Annotated in this window: 15 protein-coding genes and 1 pseudogene; 6 read left to right on the forward strand and 10 right to left on the reverse strand. The window is 72.9% G+C overall.

The genetic code is table 11. From position 1 onward, the window contains the following. Nucleotides 1-16 precede the first annotated feature (16 nt). The 3 genes from ABZ783_RS15080 to ABZ783_RS15090 all read right to left on the reverse strand — a co-directional run bounded on the left by ABZ783_RS15080 (nucleotide 17) and on the right by ABZ783_RS15090 (nucleotide 3,704). Nucleotides 17-997: an ABC transporter permease gene (locus tag ABZ783_RS15080; protein WP_357437983.1), complete on the reverse strand. Its 981-nt coding sequence runs from the start codon at nucleotides 995-997 to the stop codon at nucleotides 17-19. Beyond that, complete coding sequence (locus tag ABZ783_RS15085; RefSeq protein WP_357437986.1) at nucleotides 990-1,916, reverse strand: ABC transporter permease; 927 nt, start codon at nucleotides 1,914-1,916, stop codon at nucleotides 990-992. Before ABZ783_RS15085 ends, ABZ783_RS15080 begins: the two co-directional genes overlap by 8 nt. Nucleotides 1,917-2,063: 147 nt before the next feature. Further along, on the reverse strand, nucleotides 2,064-3,704 hold the full coding sequence (locus tag ABZ783_RS15090) for an ABC transporter substrate-binding protein (protein WP_357437988.1): 1,641 nt from the start codon (nucleotides 3,702-3,704) through the stop codon (nucleotides 2,064-2,066). A 431-nt stretch (nucleotides 3,705-4,135) separates the two neighbouring features. On the opposite strand from ABZ783_RS15090, the gene ABZ783_RS15095 reads away from it, so the two are divergent. Beyond that, on the forward strand, nucleotides 4,136-4,870 hold the full coding sequence (locus tag ABZ783_RS15095) for a PIG-L deacetylase family protein (protein WP_357437991.1): 735 nt from the start codon (nucleotides 4,136-4,138) through the stop codon (nucleotides 4,868-4,870). A 79-nt stretch (nucleotides 4,871-4,949) separates the two neighbouring features. On the opposite strand, the gene ABZ783_RS15100 is transcribed toward ABZ783_RS15095, so the two are convergent. Further along, nucleotides 4,950-5,630, reverse strand: coding sequence for a response regulator transcription factor (locus ABZ783_RS15100; RefSeq protein ID WP_073834844.1), 681 nt, complete (start codon nucleotides 5,628-5,630; stop codon nucleotides 4,950-4,952). 2 nt (nucleotides 5,631-5,632) lie between these two features. Beyond that, on the reverse strand, nucleotides 5,633-6,886 hold the full coding sequence (locus ABZ783_RS15105) for a PspC domain-containing protein (RefSeq protein ID WP_357438518.1): 1,254 nt from the start codon (nucleotides 6,884-6,886) through the stop codon (nucleotides 5,633-5,635). A gap of 168 nt (nucleotides 6,887-7,054) precedes the next feature. On the opposite strand from ABZ783_RS15105, the gene ABZ783_RS15110 reads away from it, so the two are divergent. From ABZ783_RS15110 to ABZ783_RS15120, 3 genes and pseudogenes are all read left to right on the forward strand, one after another. Further along, the gene (locus tag ABZ783_RS15110) at nucleotides 7,055-8,791 is read left to right on the forward strand and encodes a PspC domain-containing protein (protein WP_357437995.1); all 1,737 of its coding nucleotides are present in this window, start codon (nucleotides 7,055-7,057) and stop codon (nucleotides 8,789-8,791) included. Continuing rightward, nucleotides 8,788-8,970 (forward strand): annotated as a pseudogene (locus ABZ783_RS15115) (hypothetical protein); the annotation flags it as partial. The gene ABZ783_RS15110 and the pseudogene ABZ783_RS15115, both read left to right, overlap by 4 nt. A gap of 591 nt (nucleotides 8,971-9,561) precedes the next feature. Further along, complete coding sequence (locus ABZ783_RS15120) at nucleotides 9,562-10,809, forward strand: phosphatidylserine decarboxylase (protein ID WP_357437997.1); 1,248 nt, start codon at nucleotides 9,562-9,564, stop codon at nucleotides 10,807-10,809. Nucleotides 10,810-10,870: 61 nt separating this feature from the next. Here ABZ783_RS15120 and ABZ783_RS15125 read toward each other — a convergent pair whose 3' ends face one another. From ABZ783_RS15125 to ABZ783_RS15135, 3 genes are all read right to left on the reverse strand, one after another. After that, on the reverse strand, nucleotides 10,871-11,782 hold the full coding sequence (locus ABZ783_RS15125; RefSeq protein ID WP_357438000.1) for a CDP-alcohol phosphatidyltransferase family protein: 912 nt from the start codon (nucleotides 11,780-11,782) through the stop codon (nucleotides 10,871-10,873). A gap of 344 nt (nucleotides 11,783-12,126) precedes the next feature. Further along, nucleotides 12,127-13,041 carry an NUDIX hydrolase gene (locus ABZ783_RS15130; protein ID WP_357438003.1) on the reverse strand — a complete coding sequence of 305 codons (915 nt, stop codon included), beginning with the start codon at nucleotides 13,039-13,041 and terminating at the stop codon, nucleotides 12,127-12,129. A 121-nt stretch (nucleotides 13,042-13,162) separates the two neighbouring features. Further along, complete coding sequence (locus ABZ783_RS15135; RefSeq protein WP_357438006.1) at nucleotides 13,163-14,110, reverse strand: NUDIX domain-containing protein; 948 nt, start codon at nucleotides 14,108-14,110, stop codon at nucleotides 13,163-13,165. Between the two features lie 144 nt (nucleotides 14,111-14,254). Here ABZ783_RS15135 and ABZ783_RS15140 point away from each other — a divergent pair, with 144 nt between their 5' ends. Then, entirely contained in the window at nucleotides 14,255-14,671 is a 417-nt protein-coding gene (locus ABZ783_RS15140; protein ID WP_357438009.1) for a PspC domain-containing protein, read from the forward strand. A gap of 7 nt (nucleotides 14,672-14,678) precedes the next feature. On the opposite strand, the gene guaA is transcribed toward ABZ783_RS15140, so the two are convergent. Next, complete coding sequence (gene guaA / locus ABZ783_RS15145; protein WP_357438011.1) at nucleotides 14,679-16,232, reverse strand: glutamine-hydrolyzing GMP synthase; 1,554 nt, start codon at nucleotides 16,230-16,232, stop codon at nucleotides 14,679-14,681. 92 nt (nucleotides 16,233-16,324) lie between these two features. Then, the gene (locus tag ABZ783_RS15150; protein ID WP_357438014.1) at nucleotides 16,325-18,019 is read right to left on the reverse strand and encodes a GMC family oxidoreductase; all 1,695 of its coding nucleotides are present in this window, start codon (nucleotides 18,017-18,019) and stop codon (nucleotides 16,325-16,327) included. Nucleotides 18,020-18,162: 143 nt separating this feature from the next. On the opposite strand from ABZ783_RS15150, the gene ABZ783_RS15155 reads away from it, so the two are divergent. Continuing rightward, nucleotides 18,163-19,290 carry an LCP family protein gene (locus ABZ783_RS15155; protein ID WP_357438016.1) on the forward strand — a complete coding sequence of 376 codons (1,128 nt, stop codon included), beginning with the start codon at nucleotides 18,163-18,165 and terminating at the stop codon, nucleotides 19,288-19,290. Nucleotides 19,291-19,309 lie beyond the last annotated feature (19 nt).

Consider the following 19,309-nt stretch of genomic DNA (forward strand, 5'->3'; position numbering starts at 1 on the left):
CGGACAACTGAATCCCCTATCGGAGCTTCGGGTCGAGGGCCTCGCGGACCGCCTCGCCGAGCATGACGAAGCTCAGCACGGCGGTGACGAGGAACGCGGCGGGGAAGAACAGCAGGTAGGGCGAGACCCGGATGTAGTTCTGCGCCTCGCTGATCATGATGCCCCAGGACACGACGGGCGTCTTCAGGCCGATGCCCAGGAAGGACAGGGTGGCCTCGGCGCCGATGAAAGAGCCGACCATGATCGTCCCGTACACCAGCAGCGGGGCGAGGCAGTTCGGCAGCAGGTGCTTGAGGATGATCCGGCCGGTGCCGGCGCCCAGCGCCCGGGCCGCGACGATGTAGTCGGCCTCCTTGGTGGCCAGCACCGAGGAGCGCATCAGCCGCATCACGACCGGCCAGCTCAGCACGGTCAGCGACATGATGACCAGACCCATGATCGTCCACTCGTTGTTGTCCGAGCCCGAGCCGTTGAAGGTGGTCAGGATGACGATCGAGCCGAGCACGAACGGCAGGCCGAAGAAGATGTCCGCGATCCGGGAGAGCAACGCGTCCACCCAGCCGCCGCGGTAGCCGGCGATGATGCCCATGGTGCCGCCGATCAGCAGCGTGCCGATCACGGAGAGCAGCGCCACCATGATCGAGGCGCGGGCGCCGTAGATGGTCCGGGCGAAGACGTCCCGGCCCTGCACGTCGTAGCCGAACCAGGCGTCGGCCGAGGGCTTCACCTGGCTGCGGGCCAGCGCGCCGTTCACCGCGTCGCCGGAGGTGAACAGCGACGGGAAGGCCGCCATCAGCACGAAGATCACGATGAGCGTGGCGGAGATCCAGAACAACGGCTTGCGGCGCAGGTCGATCCAGGCGTCACCGAGCAGACCGCGTGGCTTCTGCTGCTTCTGCGCGCTCTCCGGGAGCCCGGCGTTGGCCGGGGCGCTGGCCTCGGACGGCTGCTCGGGGCGGGGGGTGCTGACAAGCGATGCGGCGCTCGGGTCACTCATAGCGAATCCTCGGGTCCAGGGCGGCGTAGAGCAGGTCCACCAGCAGGTTCATCACCAGATACACGACGACCAGCACCACCACGATGCCGACAACGGTAGCGCTCTCCTTGGTGACGATGGCGCGCAGCACCTGACGGCCGATGCCGTTGATGCCGAAGATGCCCTCCGTGATGATGGCGCCACCCATCAACGCGCCGAGGTCGGTGCCGAGCAGGGTGACGACCGGGATGAGCGAGTTGCGCAGCAGGTGCACGCCGACCACCCGGCGCATGGGCAGGCCCTTGGCGATGGCGGTACGGACGTAGTCGGCACGCCGGTTCTCGGCGATGCTGGTGCGCGCCACCCGGGCGACGTACGCCGTCGAGGCGCTGCCCAGGACGAAGCCGGGCAGGAGCAACTCGGTGATCCGCATCTCGCTGGAGACGGTGGGGTGGACGATGTGCCAGTTGACGCCCAGGAGCCACTGGAGCACGAAGCCGATGACGAAGACCGGCAGGGCGATCAGGAAGAGGGTGGAGACCAGGACCAGGTTGTCCAGGAACCCGTTGCGCCGGAGACCGGTCAGCACGCCCGCGCCGAGGCCGATGACGGCCTCGATGGCCAGCGCCACCACCGCCAGCTTCAGCGTGTTGGGGTACGACGTCAGGATGATGTCGCTGATTTCCCGGCCGCCGAAGGTGATGCCGAAGTCACCCTGGAACAGGTTCTTCATGTAGCTGGCGTACTGCAACCAGATCGAGTCGTCGAGGTGGTACTTCGCGGTCATGACCGCTCGGAAGTTCTCCGGGCAGCCCCGGTCGCCGCACTTGCCGGCGAACGGGTCGCCGGGCACCGACCAGACGAGCCAGTAGATCAGGAATGTCGTGCCGATGAACACCGGCACGAGTTGCAGCAGCCGTCTCAAGAGATAACGGCCCATGGGGTGGTCCTCCAGACAAGGGGCGCGTCGGATCGGCCGACACGGGTGGCGACAACGTGCGAGGGGTTTGTTGTACACCCCCTCGCGGAACGGCCCCGGGTCGGGCTCACCGGTAGGCGAGCCCGACCCGGGGTCAGACCGTTCGGATCAGAGCTCGACCGAGGTGATGTCGAGCTCGCCGACGTTGGTCAGCTCCATCTTCTTGATCTTCTCCGAGTGGCCGGACTGCTGGCCACCGAAGTAGATCGGCATGGACGGGACGTCCTCGTCGATGAGCTTGACGGCCTCAGCGAACTTCTTGTGCGACTCCTCGAGGCTGGGGGCCGCGGAGGCCTCCTTGGCGAGGGCGTTCACCTGGTCGTTGCTGTACAGACCGTCGTTCGAGGAGCCACCCTTCACGTAGAGCGGGTTGATCCAGTTCTCCACGTCCGGGTAGTCCTGCTGCCAACCGGCCCGGTAGGCGCCGTCCATCTTGTGGGCGTTGATGTTCGCCCGGAAGACCGCGAAGGTCGGCACACCGACGGCGACGGCGTCGATACCCAGGTTGGTCTTGACCTGCTGGGCGACGGCCTCCATCCACTCCTTGTGGCTGGCGTCGGCGTTGTAGTACATCTTCAGCTGCCCGGTGAAGCCACCGGCCTCGGTGAGGAGCTGCTTGGCCTGCGTCGGGTCGAACTTGCAGGCGGTGCAGTTGCCCGGCTCGGCGCCCGGGGTCAGCGGGTTGGCCCAGCTGTCGGCCGGCTTGCGGTTACCGAAGAAGATCTTGTCGGTGATCTCCTGCCGGTTGATCGACAGCGAGATCGCCTTGCGCAGCTTCGGGTTCTTGAACCGCGCGTCGTAGATCGGGAAGGCGATGATGCCCGTCGACGGGGTGGTGGAAGCGATGGCCCGGTCGCCCAGGTCGGTCTTCCACTTGTCACCGGCCAGCGACGAGACCGGGACCTGCTGCTGGAAGTCCAGGTTACCCGAGACCAGGTCGGCGTACGCCGCCGTGTCGTCCTGGTAGATCTTGACGGTGACGTCCTTGATCTTCATCTTGTCGCTCAGGCTGTAGTCGTCGAAGCGGGTGAGCTTGATGTCGACGTCGTCCTGCCACGAGACGAACTTGACCGGGCCGTTACCGATCGGCTTCTTGCCGAACTCCTCCGCCTTCTGGTTGAAGAAGGCGTCCGGCAGCGGCATGAAGGCGCTGTAGCCCAGCTTGGTCGGGAACACCGCGGTCGGCGCGGAGAGCGTGACCTCGAAGTTCCAGTCGTCGACGACCTTGAGGCCGGACATCTCCTTGACCGTCGGGGTCGGGGCCTTCTTCGGGCCGTCGCCGTCCGGGTCCTCCGGGTTCAGGTCCGAGTAGCCCTGGATGTCGGCGAAGAAGCTGGCGTTCTGCGCGCCGTTCGGGGCGTACGCCGCCCAGTTCCAGGCCTTGACGAAGCTCTCGGCCTTGACGGTGGTGCCGTCGTGGAACTTGGTGTTCTGCTTGATCTTGATCTTGAAGACCTTGGAGTCGCTCGTCTCGATCGACTCGGCGACCGCGTTCTGCGGCGCCCCACCGTTGTTGGGGTACTCGACCAGACCGGTCCACATCCAGTCGATGATCGCGCCGCCGCCGGTCTCGGTGGTGTTCGCCGGAACCAGGGGGTTCTCCGGCTGGGTGCCGTCGATGACGATGGCGCCGTCCTTGCTGGCGCTGGCGTCGCCACCGTTGTCGTTCCCGCTCGAGCAGCCGGACGCGACGAGCGCGAAAGCCGCGCCCACCGCGAGCGCGCCGCTCGCCCGCTTCGAGACTCTCATTCCGAGGGGCCTCCTCTTTCTAACCTGGTTCCGTCGTGGGTTTCACGCACGTCTTGGGGGGTGACACCAACCGCCGACCCGAACCACAGGCCGCCGGCTTACCGCAGAGGAAATCGGGACACCCCAGGGGTACCGATCCGCCGGGCACCGCACCCCCCGAGGACACCGCGCAGGGCCGACGGCCACATGCCGCCGCGCAGCGGCGGCGTCACGTGGTCGGCGGGCCCGACGAGTTGCCTCACACCCGGGGGTGAGGTGCTGCAACTGTGACACCCACCGGCCGCTTCCGTGAAGGTGCCGTTATCAAGACGTTAGTTGGCCGCCACGTTGCCGATACTTGAGAAAAGATCATGAAATCGACGTGCCGTACCGGTCTGAACAGGCAAAATCCGGCCACAACGGTCGAAGGGCGACGCGTAGTCTCGACGACTGTGAGCCTTCCTGCCTCCGCTTCGGTACTTCCCGACGTACGCCGGGCGCTGGCAGTTTTTGCCCATCCGGATGATGTCGACTTCGGCTGTGCGGCCACCATCGCCGGCTGGGTGGATGAGGGTATCGAAGTGGCGTACCTCATCGTCACCCGGGGGGACTCCGGCGGCTTCGACGACACCCCGCGCGCGGAACTGCCCGCCCGACGTGAGGCGGAGCAGCGGGCGGCGGCCGCTGCCGTCGGCGTACACCGGGTCGACTTCCTCGACGGCCACCCCGACGGCATCCTCTCCCCCAGCCCGGAGCTACGCCGCGACATCGCCGCCGGGATCCGCCGGTTCCGCCCGGACCGGGTGCTGACCAGCTCCCCGCTGCGCCGCTGGGAGCACCTCACCGGCCCGAGCCACCCCGACCACCTGGCCGTCGGCGAGGCCACCACCTGCGCCGTCTACCCCGACGCCCGCAACCGCTTCGCCTTTCCCGAGCTGATCGACGCGGGCCTGGAGCCGTGGGTGGTCCGGGAGATCTGGTACGCGGGCGGGCCGGCACCGGACCACGCCGTCGACGTCACCGACCGGGTGGACCGGAAGATCGCCGCGATGCGGGCGCACCACTCGCAGACCGCGCACCTGGACGTGGTGGCCTGGGTGCACGACCTGCTCGGCAGGATCGCCGGCGACGCCGGACTGCCCGCCGGCCGGCTGGCCGAGGCGTTCACCGTGCTGCGCACCGAGTGATCTGAACCGGTCACCGGCAGCCCGGACAGCCCGCGGCCCCGGCGCCACGAGGGCACCGGGGCCGGCCGGTCGGGGCGATTCAGACCAGGCGGCGGTCGGCCGCCCAGCGGGACAGCTCGTACCGGTTGGACATCTGCAGCTTGCGCAGCACGTTGGAGACGTGCGTCTCGACCGTCTTTATCGAGATGTACAGCTCCCGGGCGATCTCCTTGTACGCGTACCCCCGGGCCAGCAGCCGGAGCACCTCACGTTCGCGGTTGGTGAGCTGGTCCAGCTCCGGGTCGGCGACCGGCGCGTCCGGCCGGGCCGCGAACGCGTCCAGCACGAACCCGGCCAGCCGCGGGCTGAACACGGCGTCGCCGTCGGCCACCCGGCGGATCGCGTCGGTCAGCTCCTCCGGCGAAATGGTCTTGGTGACGTAGCCCCGGGCGCCCGCCCGGATCAGCCCGATCACGTCCTCCGCCGCATCGGACACACTCAACGCCAGGAACCGCACCTGCGGGTGGGTACGCCGCATCGCGTCCAGCACCGCCCGGCCGCCACCGTCGGGCATGTGCACGTCGAGCAGCACCACGTCGGGCTGGGTGGCGGCGATCCGGCTGACCGCCTCGGCCACCGTGCTGGCCTCACCCACCACCTCGACGCGCGCGCCGAGCTCGGCGCGTACGCCAGCCCGGAACATGGCGTGGTCGTCGACGAGGAACACCCGCAGCCGCCCGTCGCGGGGCTGCGCCTCCTCGACCGGTTCGTGCTCGGCCATGGTCACCTGTCCCTTTCCGTCGTGCCGTGCGAGCCGCTGATCGGCAGGATCAGCCGGACCTCGGTGCCTTCCCCGGGCGCGGAGCGGATCTCCGCCCGGCCCCCGTGCCGCTTCATCCGCCCGATGATCGAACCCCGGACGCCGTGCCGGTGATCCTCCACCGTATCCGGGTCGAAGCCCTTGCCCCGGTCCCGGACGAAGGCGCTGACCTGGTCCGGCTCCACCTCGGCGTAGAGCGACACCGTGCGTACCTCGGCGTGCCGGGCCGCGTTGACCAGCGCCTCCCGGGTGGCGGCGACCAGCGCGCCCACCCGCTCGTCGGTCTCCCGGTCGCCCACCACCACGACCTCGACCGTGATGGCGAAGGTGTCCTCCACCTCGGCGGCGGCCTGCTCCAGGGCGGCGGCGAAGCGCTCGGTCGGCGAGGCGGTCGGCTTGTAGAGCCAGTTCCGCAACGACCGCTCCTGGCCCCGGGCCAGCCGCTGCACGGTCTTGACGTCGCTGGCGTTGCGCTGGATGAGGGCCAGGGTGTGCAGCACCTGGTCGTGCACCATCGCGGCCAGCTCGGCCCGTTCCTGCTCCCGGATGCGCCCCTCCCGCTCGGAGCGGAGCTGGTTCCAGGTACGCCAGAGCACCGGGCCGGCCACCACGCCCACGCCGGCCAGCCCGACCAGCGCGAAGATCACGCCGTTGAGCACGGCGTCGAAGTTCTGCACCGGCGAGTAGACCGCCGCCACGCCGATGATGCCGACCGCGACGAGCACCCCGCCGCCGACGAAGCGGAGCACGAACGCCCGCCGGTCGCTCTCCTCCACCACCGCGCCCAGCCAGGGCACGGGCATCGACCCGCCCCCCTGCCGGCGGCGCTCCGGGGCGGACTGGTGCCAGATCACGCCGGCGCCCACCGCGATGATCGCGACCAGCCAGCCGGCGGTGCCGGCCGCGCCGACGGAGTGGAAGGCCATCATCTGGACCATCAGCACGCCGAGCCCGATCGCCACGAACGGCAGGAGCTGGGCGAGGTCGCGGCGGGGCGGGACGGCGGTGTCGCCGGGGCGCGGTGGCACCACCGCCCAGAAGGCGGCGTAGAGGAGCAGTCCGAGGCCGTTCAGCCCGAGCAGCACCATGAAGGCGATCCGGACGCGGAGCACGGAGACGCCGAGGTGCTCGGCGATGCCGGCGGCCACCCCCGCGGCCAACCGGTGCTCGGTGGCCCGGTAGAGCCGCGGTGGGGGCGGGGTCGTGGTGGTGCTGATCGGAGGCTCCCAGGTCGGGGACGGAGGCGGTGCCGGTCCGATCGTCACACGGCTGGCCGGCCCCCGACCACGGGGACGCCCCCGACATTCGGGGGCCGAGGATCTCAGGGTGGGGTCAGGGTCGGGTCCGGAGGACGCTCGGGCGACCAGGGCAGCAGGATCGAAGGCATGACCGACGACCCTGCCCGTCCGCCCCGGCCCGGGGCGGCACCATCGGACGGGCCACCGCCACCCCCGCCGCCGGGGCCGGCGGCCACCCCTGCCGATGCCCCGACACCGCCGCCGGCCGGATCCGCCGGCCCGCCGCCGGGCGCGGGTTCCGCGCCGTTCGCTGACGCGCCACCCCCGGGGTACGCCCCACCGCCCGGCACCGCCGGCTTCACCTCCCGGTACGGGCTGGTCCGCCCGCGGGACGGCCGCTACCTGGCCGGCGTCTGCGCCGCCATCGGCCGGGCCACCAACACCGACCCGGTGCTGTGGCGGGTGCTGCTCGCCGTGCTGGGCTTCTTCGGCGGCATCGGCATCCTGGTCTACGTCACCGCGTGGCTGATCATCCCCGGCGAGGGAGACACCGCCTCGCCGGTCGAGTCGATGCTCGGCCGGGGCCGGTCGAGCATGTCCCCGATCACCGTGATCGTGCTCAGCATCGCGGTCGCGGTCGGCTTCGGCTACGTCGTCACCAACGCGTTCCGGGCGATCCTCCTCGGCGCGGTGATCCTCATCGGCGGTGCGCTGCTGCTCAACCGGGACCAGCGCAACCCGCTGGGCCGGCAGCCGGCCACCGCCGCGCCCGGCACGCCACCGGGCCCGCCGGCCTGGCCCGCGCCCGGCGCCACCCCGCCGGCCGGTACGCCCGCCCCGGCCTGGTCCGGCTCCGCCACCGCCGGCCCGGCCGCGGCGCCGACGACCGGCGCGCCCGGCTGGCCGGCGAGCGCCCCGGCGAACCCGGGTGGCTGGGCGGCCACCACGGCGTCGCCGGCCTGGCCGGCGGCCGCACCCACCCGGACCGGTGACGAGCCGGTCGGCGGCACCCCGCCGGCTCCCGACGCCGGGTCCGCCCCGGAGGCCCCGGCCTGGTCCGACCCCGAGCGCACCGCCGCGCAGCCGGCCTGGCCGGGCGCGCCGACGACGGGTGCCCCGCTCGGGCAGCCGGTCTCCGTGCCGGCGCCGGTGGGCGCGCCGCTGCCGCCGGGCGGCTACCGGCCGCCGTTCGCGCCGCACGGCCCGTACGCCCAGGCGTACCCGCCGGCGCCGCCGGCCCCCGCACAGCCGGCGCGGCCACCGAAGCGGCCGAAGGAGCGCTCCGCGCTCGGCGCGGTCACCTTCTCACTGATCTTCCTGGCGCTGGGCGTGGTGACCGTGCTCGACCTGCTCGACGTCTTCACCGTCGGTGCGGCCGGCTACTTCGCCGCGGCGCTGGCCACCATCGGGATCGGGCTGCTGGTGGGCACCTGGTTCGGGCGGGCCCGCTGGCTGATCGCGCTCGGCCTGGTGACCGCGGCGGCGCTCGGCATCGCCACCGTCGCCGACTCCTACGACCGGATCCGCGGCATCGACGGCAACGTCACCTGGGCCCCGCCCAGCTACCGCGACCTGGCGGACCGCTACGAGAACAACTTCGGCGACGCGGTGCTCGACCTGCGGGCGGTGGACTTCGACAAGAAGGACACCCAGGTCACCGTGGAGGTCAACTTCGGCAAGGCGACGGTGGTCGTACCGCCGAACGTGGACGTCACCACGGTGGCCGACGTGAACGCCGGTAACGCCACCGTCTTCGGTCGGCAGACCGGCGGGGTCAACGGCCGCCAGTGGGAGACCACCGACCTCGGGCCGGACGGCCGCGGCGGGGGCACCCTGCGCCTGCTCGTCCACGTGAACGCCGGAGACCTGGAGGTGACCCGGTGAAGGCCCACCGCACCGACGTCGTGTCGTTCGCCTTCGGGCTGGTCTTCCTCGGCCTTTCCGTCTGGTGGCTGCTCGCCCGGATCCTCGGGCTGACCCTGCCCCCGGTGGGCTGGTTCCTGGCAGGCGGGCTCATCCTGATCGGGCTGCTCGGCCTGGTCGGCGCGCTGCGCTCCGGGCGGCACGCCGACAGCGGACCGGTCCACCAGCGACCCGAAGCGACGGCCGCCTCGTCCTATCTGGAGACCGCCCCGACCGGCGGAGCGCCCACCGCCCCCGAGGCCGACGAGTGGGCCACCGACGCGGTGGCCGACTGGCCGGTCCAGGCGCGGGAGGACCGGCCCGGCGGCGGCGAGCCGCACTGGTCGCCCACCACCCCCCCGGGCGACCCCGGCGACCTCGCCACCCGCGAGCTGCCCGCCGTCGAGCCGGCGGCCGGGGGAGGTCCCGGCGAGAGCGCGCCGGTGACCCGCGAACTGCCCGCGGTGGACGGTCCGGAGCAGCCAGGCGGGCGCGGTGCCTCGGCCGGTCCGGGCGCCGACGGGGCTACGGCCGACCGGTCGGAGCGGCCGCCGAGCTGACCACGACGGTGCAGGGCGGCGACGCTGCCGCCTATGCTGGCTGGTGGAGATCTCGCCTCCGCCGGCCGGCCCACCGCGTGACCGTCCCGGCCGCGGCCGGTGCCTCCGGTCGTCGGGGCCCGTCCCGACCGGCCAGGTCACCGTGGTGGTCCCGCCGCCGTCCGTCGCTACCTCGTCAGGAGCCCGTCCGACATGACCCAGTCCCCCGCCGTGCGCACCCCCGGTCCGTTCGGTGCGGTCGGCATCGGCGAGCGTGCCGCCCGTACCCTCGTCAGCGAACTCGCCCGGCGCAACGACCCGAAGGCCGGCCTGCTGGTCGGCGCGACCCCGGAGTCCGCGGTGCTGGCGGCGGCGATCGAGGCGCTGCTCCCCGGCGACCGGCTCACCGTGGTGCCGGCGGATGACTTCTCCGCCGCCGCGCTCCGCGAGCACGTGACGGCCCAGGGCCGCTGGGTCGCCGACCGGGTACGGGTGGCCGACACCCTCGCCGAGGCGGACGCCGCCGAGGTGGTCATCGCCGCCGAACCGTTCACCGGCAGCGCCGACGAGACCCGGGTGGCCGTCGACGGGCTGTCGAAGTACCTGACCGAGGGCGGGGTGCTGAGCGTGGCCGCGCCGGTCTTCCGTACCGAGGGCGCCGGGGCCGAGCTCGACCGGCAGGGTGTGCTGCACGGGGTCCGCGTCGACCTGGTGCTGCGCAACTCCCCGCCGGTACGCGTGCACCACCTCCGCTTCACCCCGGCGACCGCCGCGCTGGCCGCCAAGCTGTCGCCGGCGTACCGGCCGTCGAGCGTGCCGCTGACCCGGACCATGCACATCGACTCCAACGGCGTGGCGGCGGCCGGTATCAGCCTCGGCCTGGCCGCGCTGGCCCGGGTGGCCCGGCCGAAGTCGAAGCTCTGGCTGCTGCCGGCGCTGGCCGCCGCCCCGGTGGCCGCGTTCTTCCGGGACCCGGAGCGGGACGTTCCGGAGGACCCGTCGGCCGTGGTCGCCGCGGCGGACGGCCAGGTGCTCTCGGTGCAGCGGCTGCACGACGAGCGATTCGGTGACGGCGAGTGGCTGCGCGTCGCGGTCTTCCTGTCCGTGCTGGACGTGCACGTCAACCGGTCGCCGGTGGCCGGCAAGGTGATCGACTACTTCGTCGCGGACGGCGGGTTCGTCAACGCGATGAAGCCGGACGCCGAGCACAACGTGGCCGCGTACACGGTGCTGGACACCGAGCACGGCACCGTGGTGGTGGCGCAGCGTACCGGCCTGATCGCCCGGCGGATCGTGCAGCGGGCACCGGTCGGCGCGCTGCTGGCGAAGGGCGAGCGCTTCGGCCTGATCCGGTTCGGCTCGCGGACCGACGTCTACCTGCCGGCGGACGCGGCCGAGCCGCTGGTCGGCCCGGGCGACAAGGTGGTCGGCGGCGCCACCGTGATCGCCCGCTGGCGCTGATCCCGGATACGAAGAAAAGGGGCGCCGCTCGTCGCGGCGCCCCTTTTCGCGTCGGTACGGGTCAGGCGGCGCGGCGCTGGTGCAGCCAGAGCACCGGACCGCTGACCAGGTAGCCCACCACCACGAGGCCGAAGGTGAGCCGGATGTCGACCAGCGCGCCGATCACCGGGGCCAGCCAGAGCCACGGCGGCAGCTTCACCAGCCGGGCGAGCTTCGCGTACGGGAAGCTGGAGACCATGGCGAAGGCGAGCAGGGCCACCCCGCCGACCATCACCAGGCCGGAGACCGGCACCCCGATCGCCACGGTCAGGGCCAGCACGGCCGCCGCCATGGTGGTCGGTACGCCGCAGAAGAACCGGCCGTCCTTCGGCGAGACGTTGAACCGGGCGAGCCGGATCGCGGCGCACCCCGCGACCAGGGCGCAGGCGACCGCGGCGGCCGCGGCCGGGACCGAGCCGGCCAGCGAGGCGTAGACGACCACCGGGGCGGCGAGGCCGAACGAGCACATGTCGGCCAGCGAGTCCATCTGGGCGCCGAACGGGCTGGCCACGCCGAGCTTGCGGGCCAGCGCGCCGTCCAGGCCGTCGAACGCGACGCAGGCGATCAGGCAGAGCGCCGCCACCCGGACCTCGCCCCGCATGGCCAGGAAGATCGCCAGCATGCCGAGCATCAGGCTGCTCAGCGTGCAGGCGTTGACCAGGGCGAACTTGGCACGGCGGGCGGTGGTGCGGTCACCCGGCAGGAGCGGGATCGACATCCCCGGCGAGTCGTCGACCGGCGCGGCGGGGGCGAGTGCGGGGCTTACCGGCCGCACCGCCTCGACCTCCGGGTCGAACCGGCCGTAGCGGCGGCGCTGGCGGTCGGTCCAGCGGTGGTCGGGGGTGACCAGGTCGGCCGCGCTTGCGGCGGCGCCGTCCCGGCGGCCCACCCGGACCAGCAGCACCTGGCGGGCGAACGTGCTGCTGCGGCGCAACCGGCCCGCCCAGCGACGCCCTGCGGGGCGCGGACTGTCACTCGTACGACGCCGGCGCCATGGGGCTCTCGGCACGTTTCCTCCATCACCGGATCGGCTGAACCGCCGTGGGGGCGGGTGTCCGGCTGTCTCGTGCCGGACCCATTCTGGTCCGGCAGCCCGTTTGCGGAGTACACCATTGCACAGGCAAGTGGGGCTTGGCGATAGCTGCCGGCGGTACTTATAACTCCCTTAACCGCGCGGATCGCTCAGATCTTCCCATCTCGGGCGTCATCGCCCGTTTTCGTTCGCCAAGTACCCCCGACTGTACCGGAGGCCGCCCACCCCGAGCCGACGAGCGGGTGTCACCTGCGCCGATGTCCGGTTGCCCGGGCCGCCACGTCCGTCATCCGCAGGCCGCCCACCCGGTCCGGACCGAACCAGGCGGCGCGCGCGGTGGACCCGCCGGCCAGTTCTGTGACGACCGCCTCGGTCGGGGCGTCGACGCGTACCCGGTAGATCACCCGGACGCTGTGCCAGTCCATCGGCCGTCCCTCCGGGCCGAGCGCGGCGGGGTTGTGCAGGCTGTCCACCGCCAGCAGGTCGACCACCCGGCCGAGCTGGCCGGCCTCCTCCACCAGCTCGCGGAGCAGCCCGGCCGCCGGCTGCTCGCCGTGGTCGGTGCCACCGCCGGGCAGGTGCCACTTCCCGGCCCCCGGATACCCGTCGGCGATCATCGTGAGCAGCACCCGCCCGGCCGGGTCGGTGACCAGCCCGTACGCGGCGAAGCGCTGCCGGCGGTCGGCGGGTGCCGGGGCGGCCTGCCCGAGCGGCAGGGCCCGGGGTAACTCCGACGGCAGCGGCGTGACCGGCAGCCCGAGCAGCTCGGCGGTGAACGGCATGAGCGGCAGGGCCGCCGCCCCCGCGGACGTGTACCAGCCCAGCTCGTCGCTGCCCCCGGAGGGCTCCGGGCGAAGCGTCCCGCTCCGCGCCTCGACGTCGAAGACCAGCCGGTCGGTGTGCACGGTGACACCGGCGTCCCGGAAGGTGGCGACGTCTGCGACCGCGGCCCGCACCCCGGTCACGTCGACGGCCAGGCCGGTCTCCTCGGCGAACTCCCGCAACACCGCGTCGGCGGGGTGCTCGGCGTGCTCCAGCCCACCCCCGGGCAGCTGCCACACCCCGGGGTACGGACAGGCCGCGGACCCCCGCACGAGCAGCACCCGCCCGTCGGCGTCCCGCAACACCCCGTACGCCCCGATCCGCCGCCGTTCCTCCACCCCGCACCACTCCCGTCGCCGCCACCTGCGTCGATCATGAGGTTAGCGGCCTGGCGATGGACGTACCGCACCGTCAACCTCATGATCACCGGGGGCTGACGGGCCGGCGGGGGGGGGACGATCAGATGAGTTGGGCGGCCTGGACGGCCTCGGCGGTGACCTCGGTGAGGCGGTCGGTGGGGAGGGCACCCAACTCCTCGCGGCGGAACCAGCGGGCCTCGCAGGTGGAGCCGCCGATGTCGGCCACGGTGGGCGGGGCCGGTTGGTCGACGACCACCCGGTAGAAGGCGCGTACGCCGTGCCAGTCGATCGGGTAGCCCTCCGGGCCGAGCGAGGCCGCGTCCCGGTGGCTGGCGACGCCGAGGAGCTCGACCAGCCGGCCGGTCTGCCCGGTCTCCTCGACGAGCTCGCGGATCAGCGCGGCGCCCGGCTGCTCCCCGTAGTCGGTGCCGCCGCCGGGCAGGTGCCAGCAGCCGGCGCCCGGGTACCCGTCGGAGACCCGGGTGAGCAGCACCCGCTCCTCCGGGTCGGTCACCACGGCGTACGCGGCGAAGCGCTGCGCCCGGTGCAGCCCGTCCGGCCCGGGGACCGCGTAGAACGAGGGGAACTCGGGGACCTCCTCCGGGACGATGTCCCCGGTGGCGGAGGGCAGGCCCAGGGCCCGCGCGGTGAACGACCGCAGCGGCAGCTCCCTGGCCTCGTCGAGGGTGAACCAGCGGGCCAGGTCGGTCGGCCGGCCCTCCCGTGCGGTCAGCGTCCCGCCGCGCACCGAGACGGTGTAGAGCAGCCGGTCGGTGTGGATGGTGATGCCCCGCTCGGGCAGCGCCCGCATGTCGGCGATCACGTCCCGGAGGCCGGCGACGGCGACCGAGAGCCCGGTCTCGGCCGCGGTCTCCCGGACGACCGTGTGGTTGGGGTCCTCACCATGATCGACCGCCCCGCCGGGCAGGGACCAGGTGCCGGGGGTGCCGGAGCGGTCCGATGCGCGGACCAGCAACACTCGGTCGTCTGAATCAGCACAAACTGCGTATGCCGCGATCCTGCGGAGCGGCTCCAGCGAGGTGGTCACGGGACAAAATTCTCCCCCGCTACCGTTACGTCCATCGAAAAGAGTCAGATTCCTGACTCTTTGCTGGCGCCTCAGGGATCGGTCAGGGTAGGAGTCCGGGCGGTCACCGAGGTCGTCCGGCACACCGCGCGGGACCGTGGACGCATGACCTACCAGAGCACCCCTCACGCCCCGTACAAGCAGCTCCGTCGTCCCACCACCGACCGGATGGTCGCCGGCGTCGCGAGCGGCCTCGGCCGCTACTTCGCCGTCGATCCCACCCTGGTCCGGGTGGTCTTCGCCGTCGCCACCCTGCTCACCGGCGGGCTCGCCGCGCTGGCGTACCCGATCATGTGGTTCCTGATGCCGGAGGAGCCGGCGAGCGCCCCCGCCTGGCCGCACCCGGCGGGCACCGCGCCGGGCTGGCCGCCGGTCCCGCAGGCGACCGCCGCCCCCACCCACGCGGGGACGACGCCGCAGACCGCGCCCGCCCCGCCCGCGCCGCAGGCCGGGCCGACCCCGCCGGCCGGACCCACGCCGGAGCCGGCGCCCGGGACCGCTCCTCAGCCGCCGGCGGCCTGAGCCCGAATCACTCCCACTCGATGGTGCCCGGCGGCTTGCTGGTCACGTCCAGGACCACCCGGTTCACCTCGGCGACCTCGTTGGTGATCCGGGTGGAGATCCGGGCGATCACCTCGTAGGGCAGCCGGGACCAGTCCGCGGTCATCGCGTCCTCGCTGGAGACCGGGCGCAGCACCACGGGATGCCCGTACGTGCGCCCGTCACCCTGCACACCGACGCTGCGCACGTCGGCCAGCAGCACCACCGGGAACTGCCAGACGCCCCGGTCCAGCCCGGCGGCGGACAGCTCCTGCCGGGCGATCAGGTCGGCCTTGCGGAGCAGGGCAAGCCGCTCCTCGTCGACCGCGCCGATGATCCGGATGGCCAGGCCCGGGCCGGGGAACGGGTGCCGCCACACCATCGCCTCGGGCAGCCCCAGCTCCAGGCCGAGCGCCCGGACCTCGTCCTTGAACAGCGTGCGCAGCGGCTCGACCAGCGCGAACCTCAGATCCTCCGGCAGGCCGCCCACGTTGTGGTGGCTCTTGATGTTGGCGGTGCCGGTGCCACCGCCAGACTCCACCACGTCCGGGTAGAGCGTGCCCTGCACCAGGAACTCGACGTCGCCGTGCGCGGCGATCTCCCGGGCGGCGGCCTCGAAGACCCGGATGAACTCGCGGCCGATGATCTTGCGCTTCTGCTCGGGGTCGGTCACCCCGGCCAGTGCGCCCAGGAACCGCTCCCGGGCGTCGACCACCTTGAGCTTGATGCCGGTGGCCGCGACGTAGTCCTTCTCCACCTGCTCGGCCTCACCGGCCCGGAGCAGGCCGTGGTCGACGAAGACGCAGGTGAGCTGATCGCCGATGGCCTTGTGCACCAGCGCCGCGGCGACCGCGGAGTCGACGCCACCGCTCAGGGCGCAGAGGACCTCCTTGTCGCCAACCTGCTCCCGGATCCGGGCCACCTGGTCGTCGATGATGTTCTCGGGCGTCCAGGTCGGCTCGATCCCGGCGATGTCGTAGAGGAAGCGGGTGAGCATCTCCTGGCCGTGGGCGGTGTGCCCGACCTCCGGGTGGAACTGCACGCCGGCCCGCCGGCCGACCAGGTCCTCGAACGCGGCGACCGGCGCGCCGGCGGACTCGGCGGTGACCGTGAAACCGGTCGGCGCCTCGGTGACGCAGTCACCGTGGCTCATCCAGACCGGCAGGTCGTCCGGGAGATCGCGGAGCAGCACACCGGCCTCCGGGCGGGCGTGCAGCGGGGTGCCGCCGTACTCCCGGTTGCCGGTCCGCGCGACGGTGCCGCCCAGCGCCTGGGCCATCGCCTGGAAGCCGTAACAGATGCCGAAGACCGGGACCCCGGACTGGAACATGTCGGCGTCGACCTGGGGGGCGCCCGGCGCGTAGACGCTGGCCGGGCCGCCGGACAGGATGATCGCGGCCGGGTTCTTCGCCAGCATGTCGGCGACCGGCATGGAGTGCGGGACGATCTCCGAGTAGACCTTCGCCTCGCGTACGCGGCGCGCGATGAGCTGGGCGTACTGGGCTCCGAAGTCCACCACGAGGACGGGGCGAGGCGTGCTCATGTGCAGCAAGCCTACCGACAGTCACCGCCGGACCGGGCGCGGCCCGGCCGCGTCCCGCCGTGAGGTCGATGACAGCCCTCCGGGCGACCCCCTCAGCGCAGCGCGGCGGGGGCGTGCCCGGGGACGGCGGGCCGGTGCGGGGCGACCGGGTCGAGCCGCCGGTACGCCGACCCGAGCGGCGGCCGGGGGTCCGCCTCGCCCTTGTTCGGCCAGCACGACATGGCCCGCTCGGCCTGGGCGGTGATGGTCAGCGACGGGTTGACCCCCAGGTTCGCCGACACCGCCGCGCCGTCCACCACGTGCAGCCCAGGGTGGCCGTAGACCCGGTGGTACGGGTCGATCACCCCACGCTCCGGGGTGGCCCCGATCACCGCCCCGCCGAGGATGTGCGCGGTCATCGGAATGTTGAACGGCTCGGTGATCGCCCCGCCGGGCGTGCCGTCGATCTCCTCGGCGAGCAGCCGCACCGCCTGGTTGCCGGCCGGGATCCAGGTCGGGTTGGGTGCCCCGTGCCCGGGGCCGGAGACCAGCCGCCGACCGAACCACCCGCGCCGGACCCGGGTGGTGAGCGAGTTGTCGACCGACTGCATGACCAGGGCGATCACGGTCCGCTCGGACCAGCCGCGCACCGAGAGCAGCCGGGCCGCCAGCCGGGGCTGCCGGACGATGCTGCCCAGCCAGCGCCGGACCCGGTGCGGGCCGCCGTCGACCAGCAGCGACTGGAGCAGGCCCATCGCGTTCGAGCCCCGGCCGTAGCGGACCGGCTCGATGTGGGTCTGTGGGTCCGGGTGGAACGAACTGGTGATCGCCACCCCCTCGGTGAAGTCGAGCCCGCGCTGCCGGGCCTGCCGTGGGGCGACCGAGGCGCCCAGGATCGCCTCCGAGTTGGTCCGGGTCAGCTCGCCGAGGCGGGGTGAGAGCCCGGGGAGCGCACCAGTGGCCCGCATCTCGTGCAAGAGCCGCTGGGTGCCCAGCGCGCCCGCCGCGAAGACCACCTGGTCGGCGTGGATCACCTGGCGGCGCCGGCGCACCCAGGCGCCGGTGCGCACGGCGTGGACGTCGTACCCGCCGCCGGTGGCCGGCCGGACCGCGGTCACCGTGGTCAGCGGATGGACCTGGACGCCGAGCCGCTCGGCGAGCCACAGGTAGTTCTTGACCAGCGTGTTCTTCGCGCCGTGCCGGCAGCCGGTCATGCATTCGCCGCAGTGGCGGCAGCCCGTCCGGTCCGGCCCGGCCCCACCGAAGTACGGGTCGGGCACCCGCTCGCCGGGCCGGCCGAGGTGCACGCCCACCGGGGTGGCGTGGAAGGAGCGCCCCACCCCCATCCGCTCGGCCACCGCCCGCATCGCCTTGTCCGCGCCGGTGCGGACCGGGTACGTGGTGGCGCCGAGCATCCGCTTCGCCTGGTCGTAATGCCGGGCCAGCTCGTCCCGCCAGTCGGTGATGTCCCGCCACTGCGGGTCGGCGTAGAACGCGTCGAGGGGTTCGTAGAGGGTGTTCGCGTAGACCAGGGAGCCGCCACCCACCCCGGCTCCGGAGAGCACCAGGACCCCGCCACCGGCCTGCCGGTCGGCCGAGCGCAGCAGGTCGATCCGCTGGAGGCCGTAGCAGCCGAGCTTCGGCGCCCACAGGAAGCGCCGGACCCGCCAGGAGGTCTCCGGGAACTCCTCGTCCGCGAACCGCCGGCCGGCCTCCAGGACGCCGACGTGATAGCCCTTCTCGGCCAGGCGGAGCGCGGTGACGCTGCCCCCGAATCCGGACCCGACGACCACCACGTCGTACCGCATGAACGCATCATTACCGACGAGTAGCCATCGCGCCAGGGCCAGTTTTCGGAGATCATGCAGAGCGCTCGACGGGCCGGGAGCCGGGCCATGCAACCAGCGGCGCCCCCTGACGCGTCGAGTGGACATCGGGGAAGGGGTCCACCATGCCGGGCGCGACACCGAGACGACGCTGGCCACTGGGGTTGGCCGCGCTGACGGCCGTACTGCTGGTCGCCGCCGGGGCGGTGGTGGCCGCCCGGCTGGTCTCCCGCCCGTCCCCCGGCGCCTCGCCCGGCCCCGCCGCCGGCGCGGCCACGCCCACGGCGTCCGCCGGCACCCCGAGCCCGACCCCGGCCAGCCCCACCCCGCCGCCGGGCGCCGACCTCACCGGCCCGCTCAACCTGCTGCTGGTCGGGGTGGACACCCGGGTCACCGTGCCCGGCTGGGAACCGCACGGCGACGCCGTGCTGGTCCTGCACGTGCCGGCCGGGCTGGACCGGGCGTACCTCTTCTCCCTCCCCCGCGACCTGGTGGTGGACATCCCGGCCTTCCCGAAGTCCGGCTACCCGGGCGGCCGGACCAAGCTGACCCACGCGATGAGCTACGGCAGCCGGGTTCCCGGCGACAAGGCCCACCCCAGCACCGCCCAGGGGTACGAACTGCTGCGCACCACGGTCAGCCGGTACACCGGCCTGCGCATCGACGCGGGCGCGGTGATCAACTTCGGCGGATTCGACAAGCTGGTCGACATCCTCGGCGGCGTGGACCTCTATGTGGACCAGCGGGTCGCCTCGATCCACCGCCGGCCCGACGGGCGCTACCGGGACCGGGCCGGCAGCACCTACACCGGCCCGCAGATGGTCTACGAGAAGGGCGACCGCCACCTGACCGGCTGGCAGGCGCTGGACTACGCCCGGCAGCGCTACACCGCCGGCGGCGACTACACCCGGCAGCGCCACCAGCAGCAGCTCATCCGGGCGCTGGCCCGGAAGATCCTCGACCAGGGGCTGGCCCGGGACCCGGCGCGGGTCGACCAGGTGGCCGCCGCCCTCGGCGACACCCTGGTGTACGCCGGCGGCGGGCGCCGGCTGGTGGAGTTCGCGTACGCCCTGGGCGGGCTGCCCGCCGACGGTTTCGTCCTGGTCGGACTTCCTGGCGACGCGGTGGGCAAGGGTGGGTCCTACCGCGGCGAGCAGCTCCAGCCCGTGGGCCGGCAGTTCCTGGCGGCGCTGCGCGGCGGCACCGCGGACGCGTTCCTGACCGCGCACCCGGCGCTACGCATCAAGACCTGACCACGGTCGGCCGGAACGG

The sequence above is a fragment of the Micromonospora sp. NPDC047738 genome, from assembly GCF_040642675.1.
In the GTDB taxonomy this organism is placed as follows: domain Bacteria; phylum Actinomycetota; class Actinomycetes; order Mycobacteriales; family Micromonosporaceae; genus Micromonospora.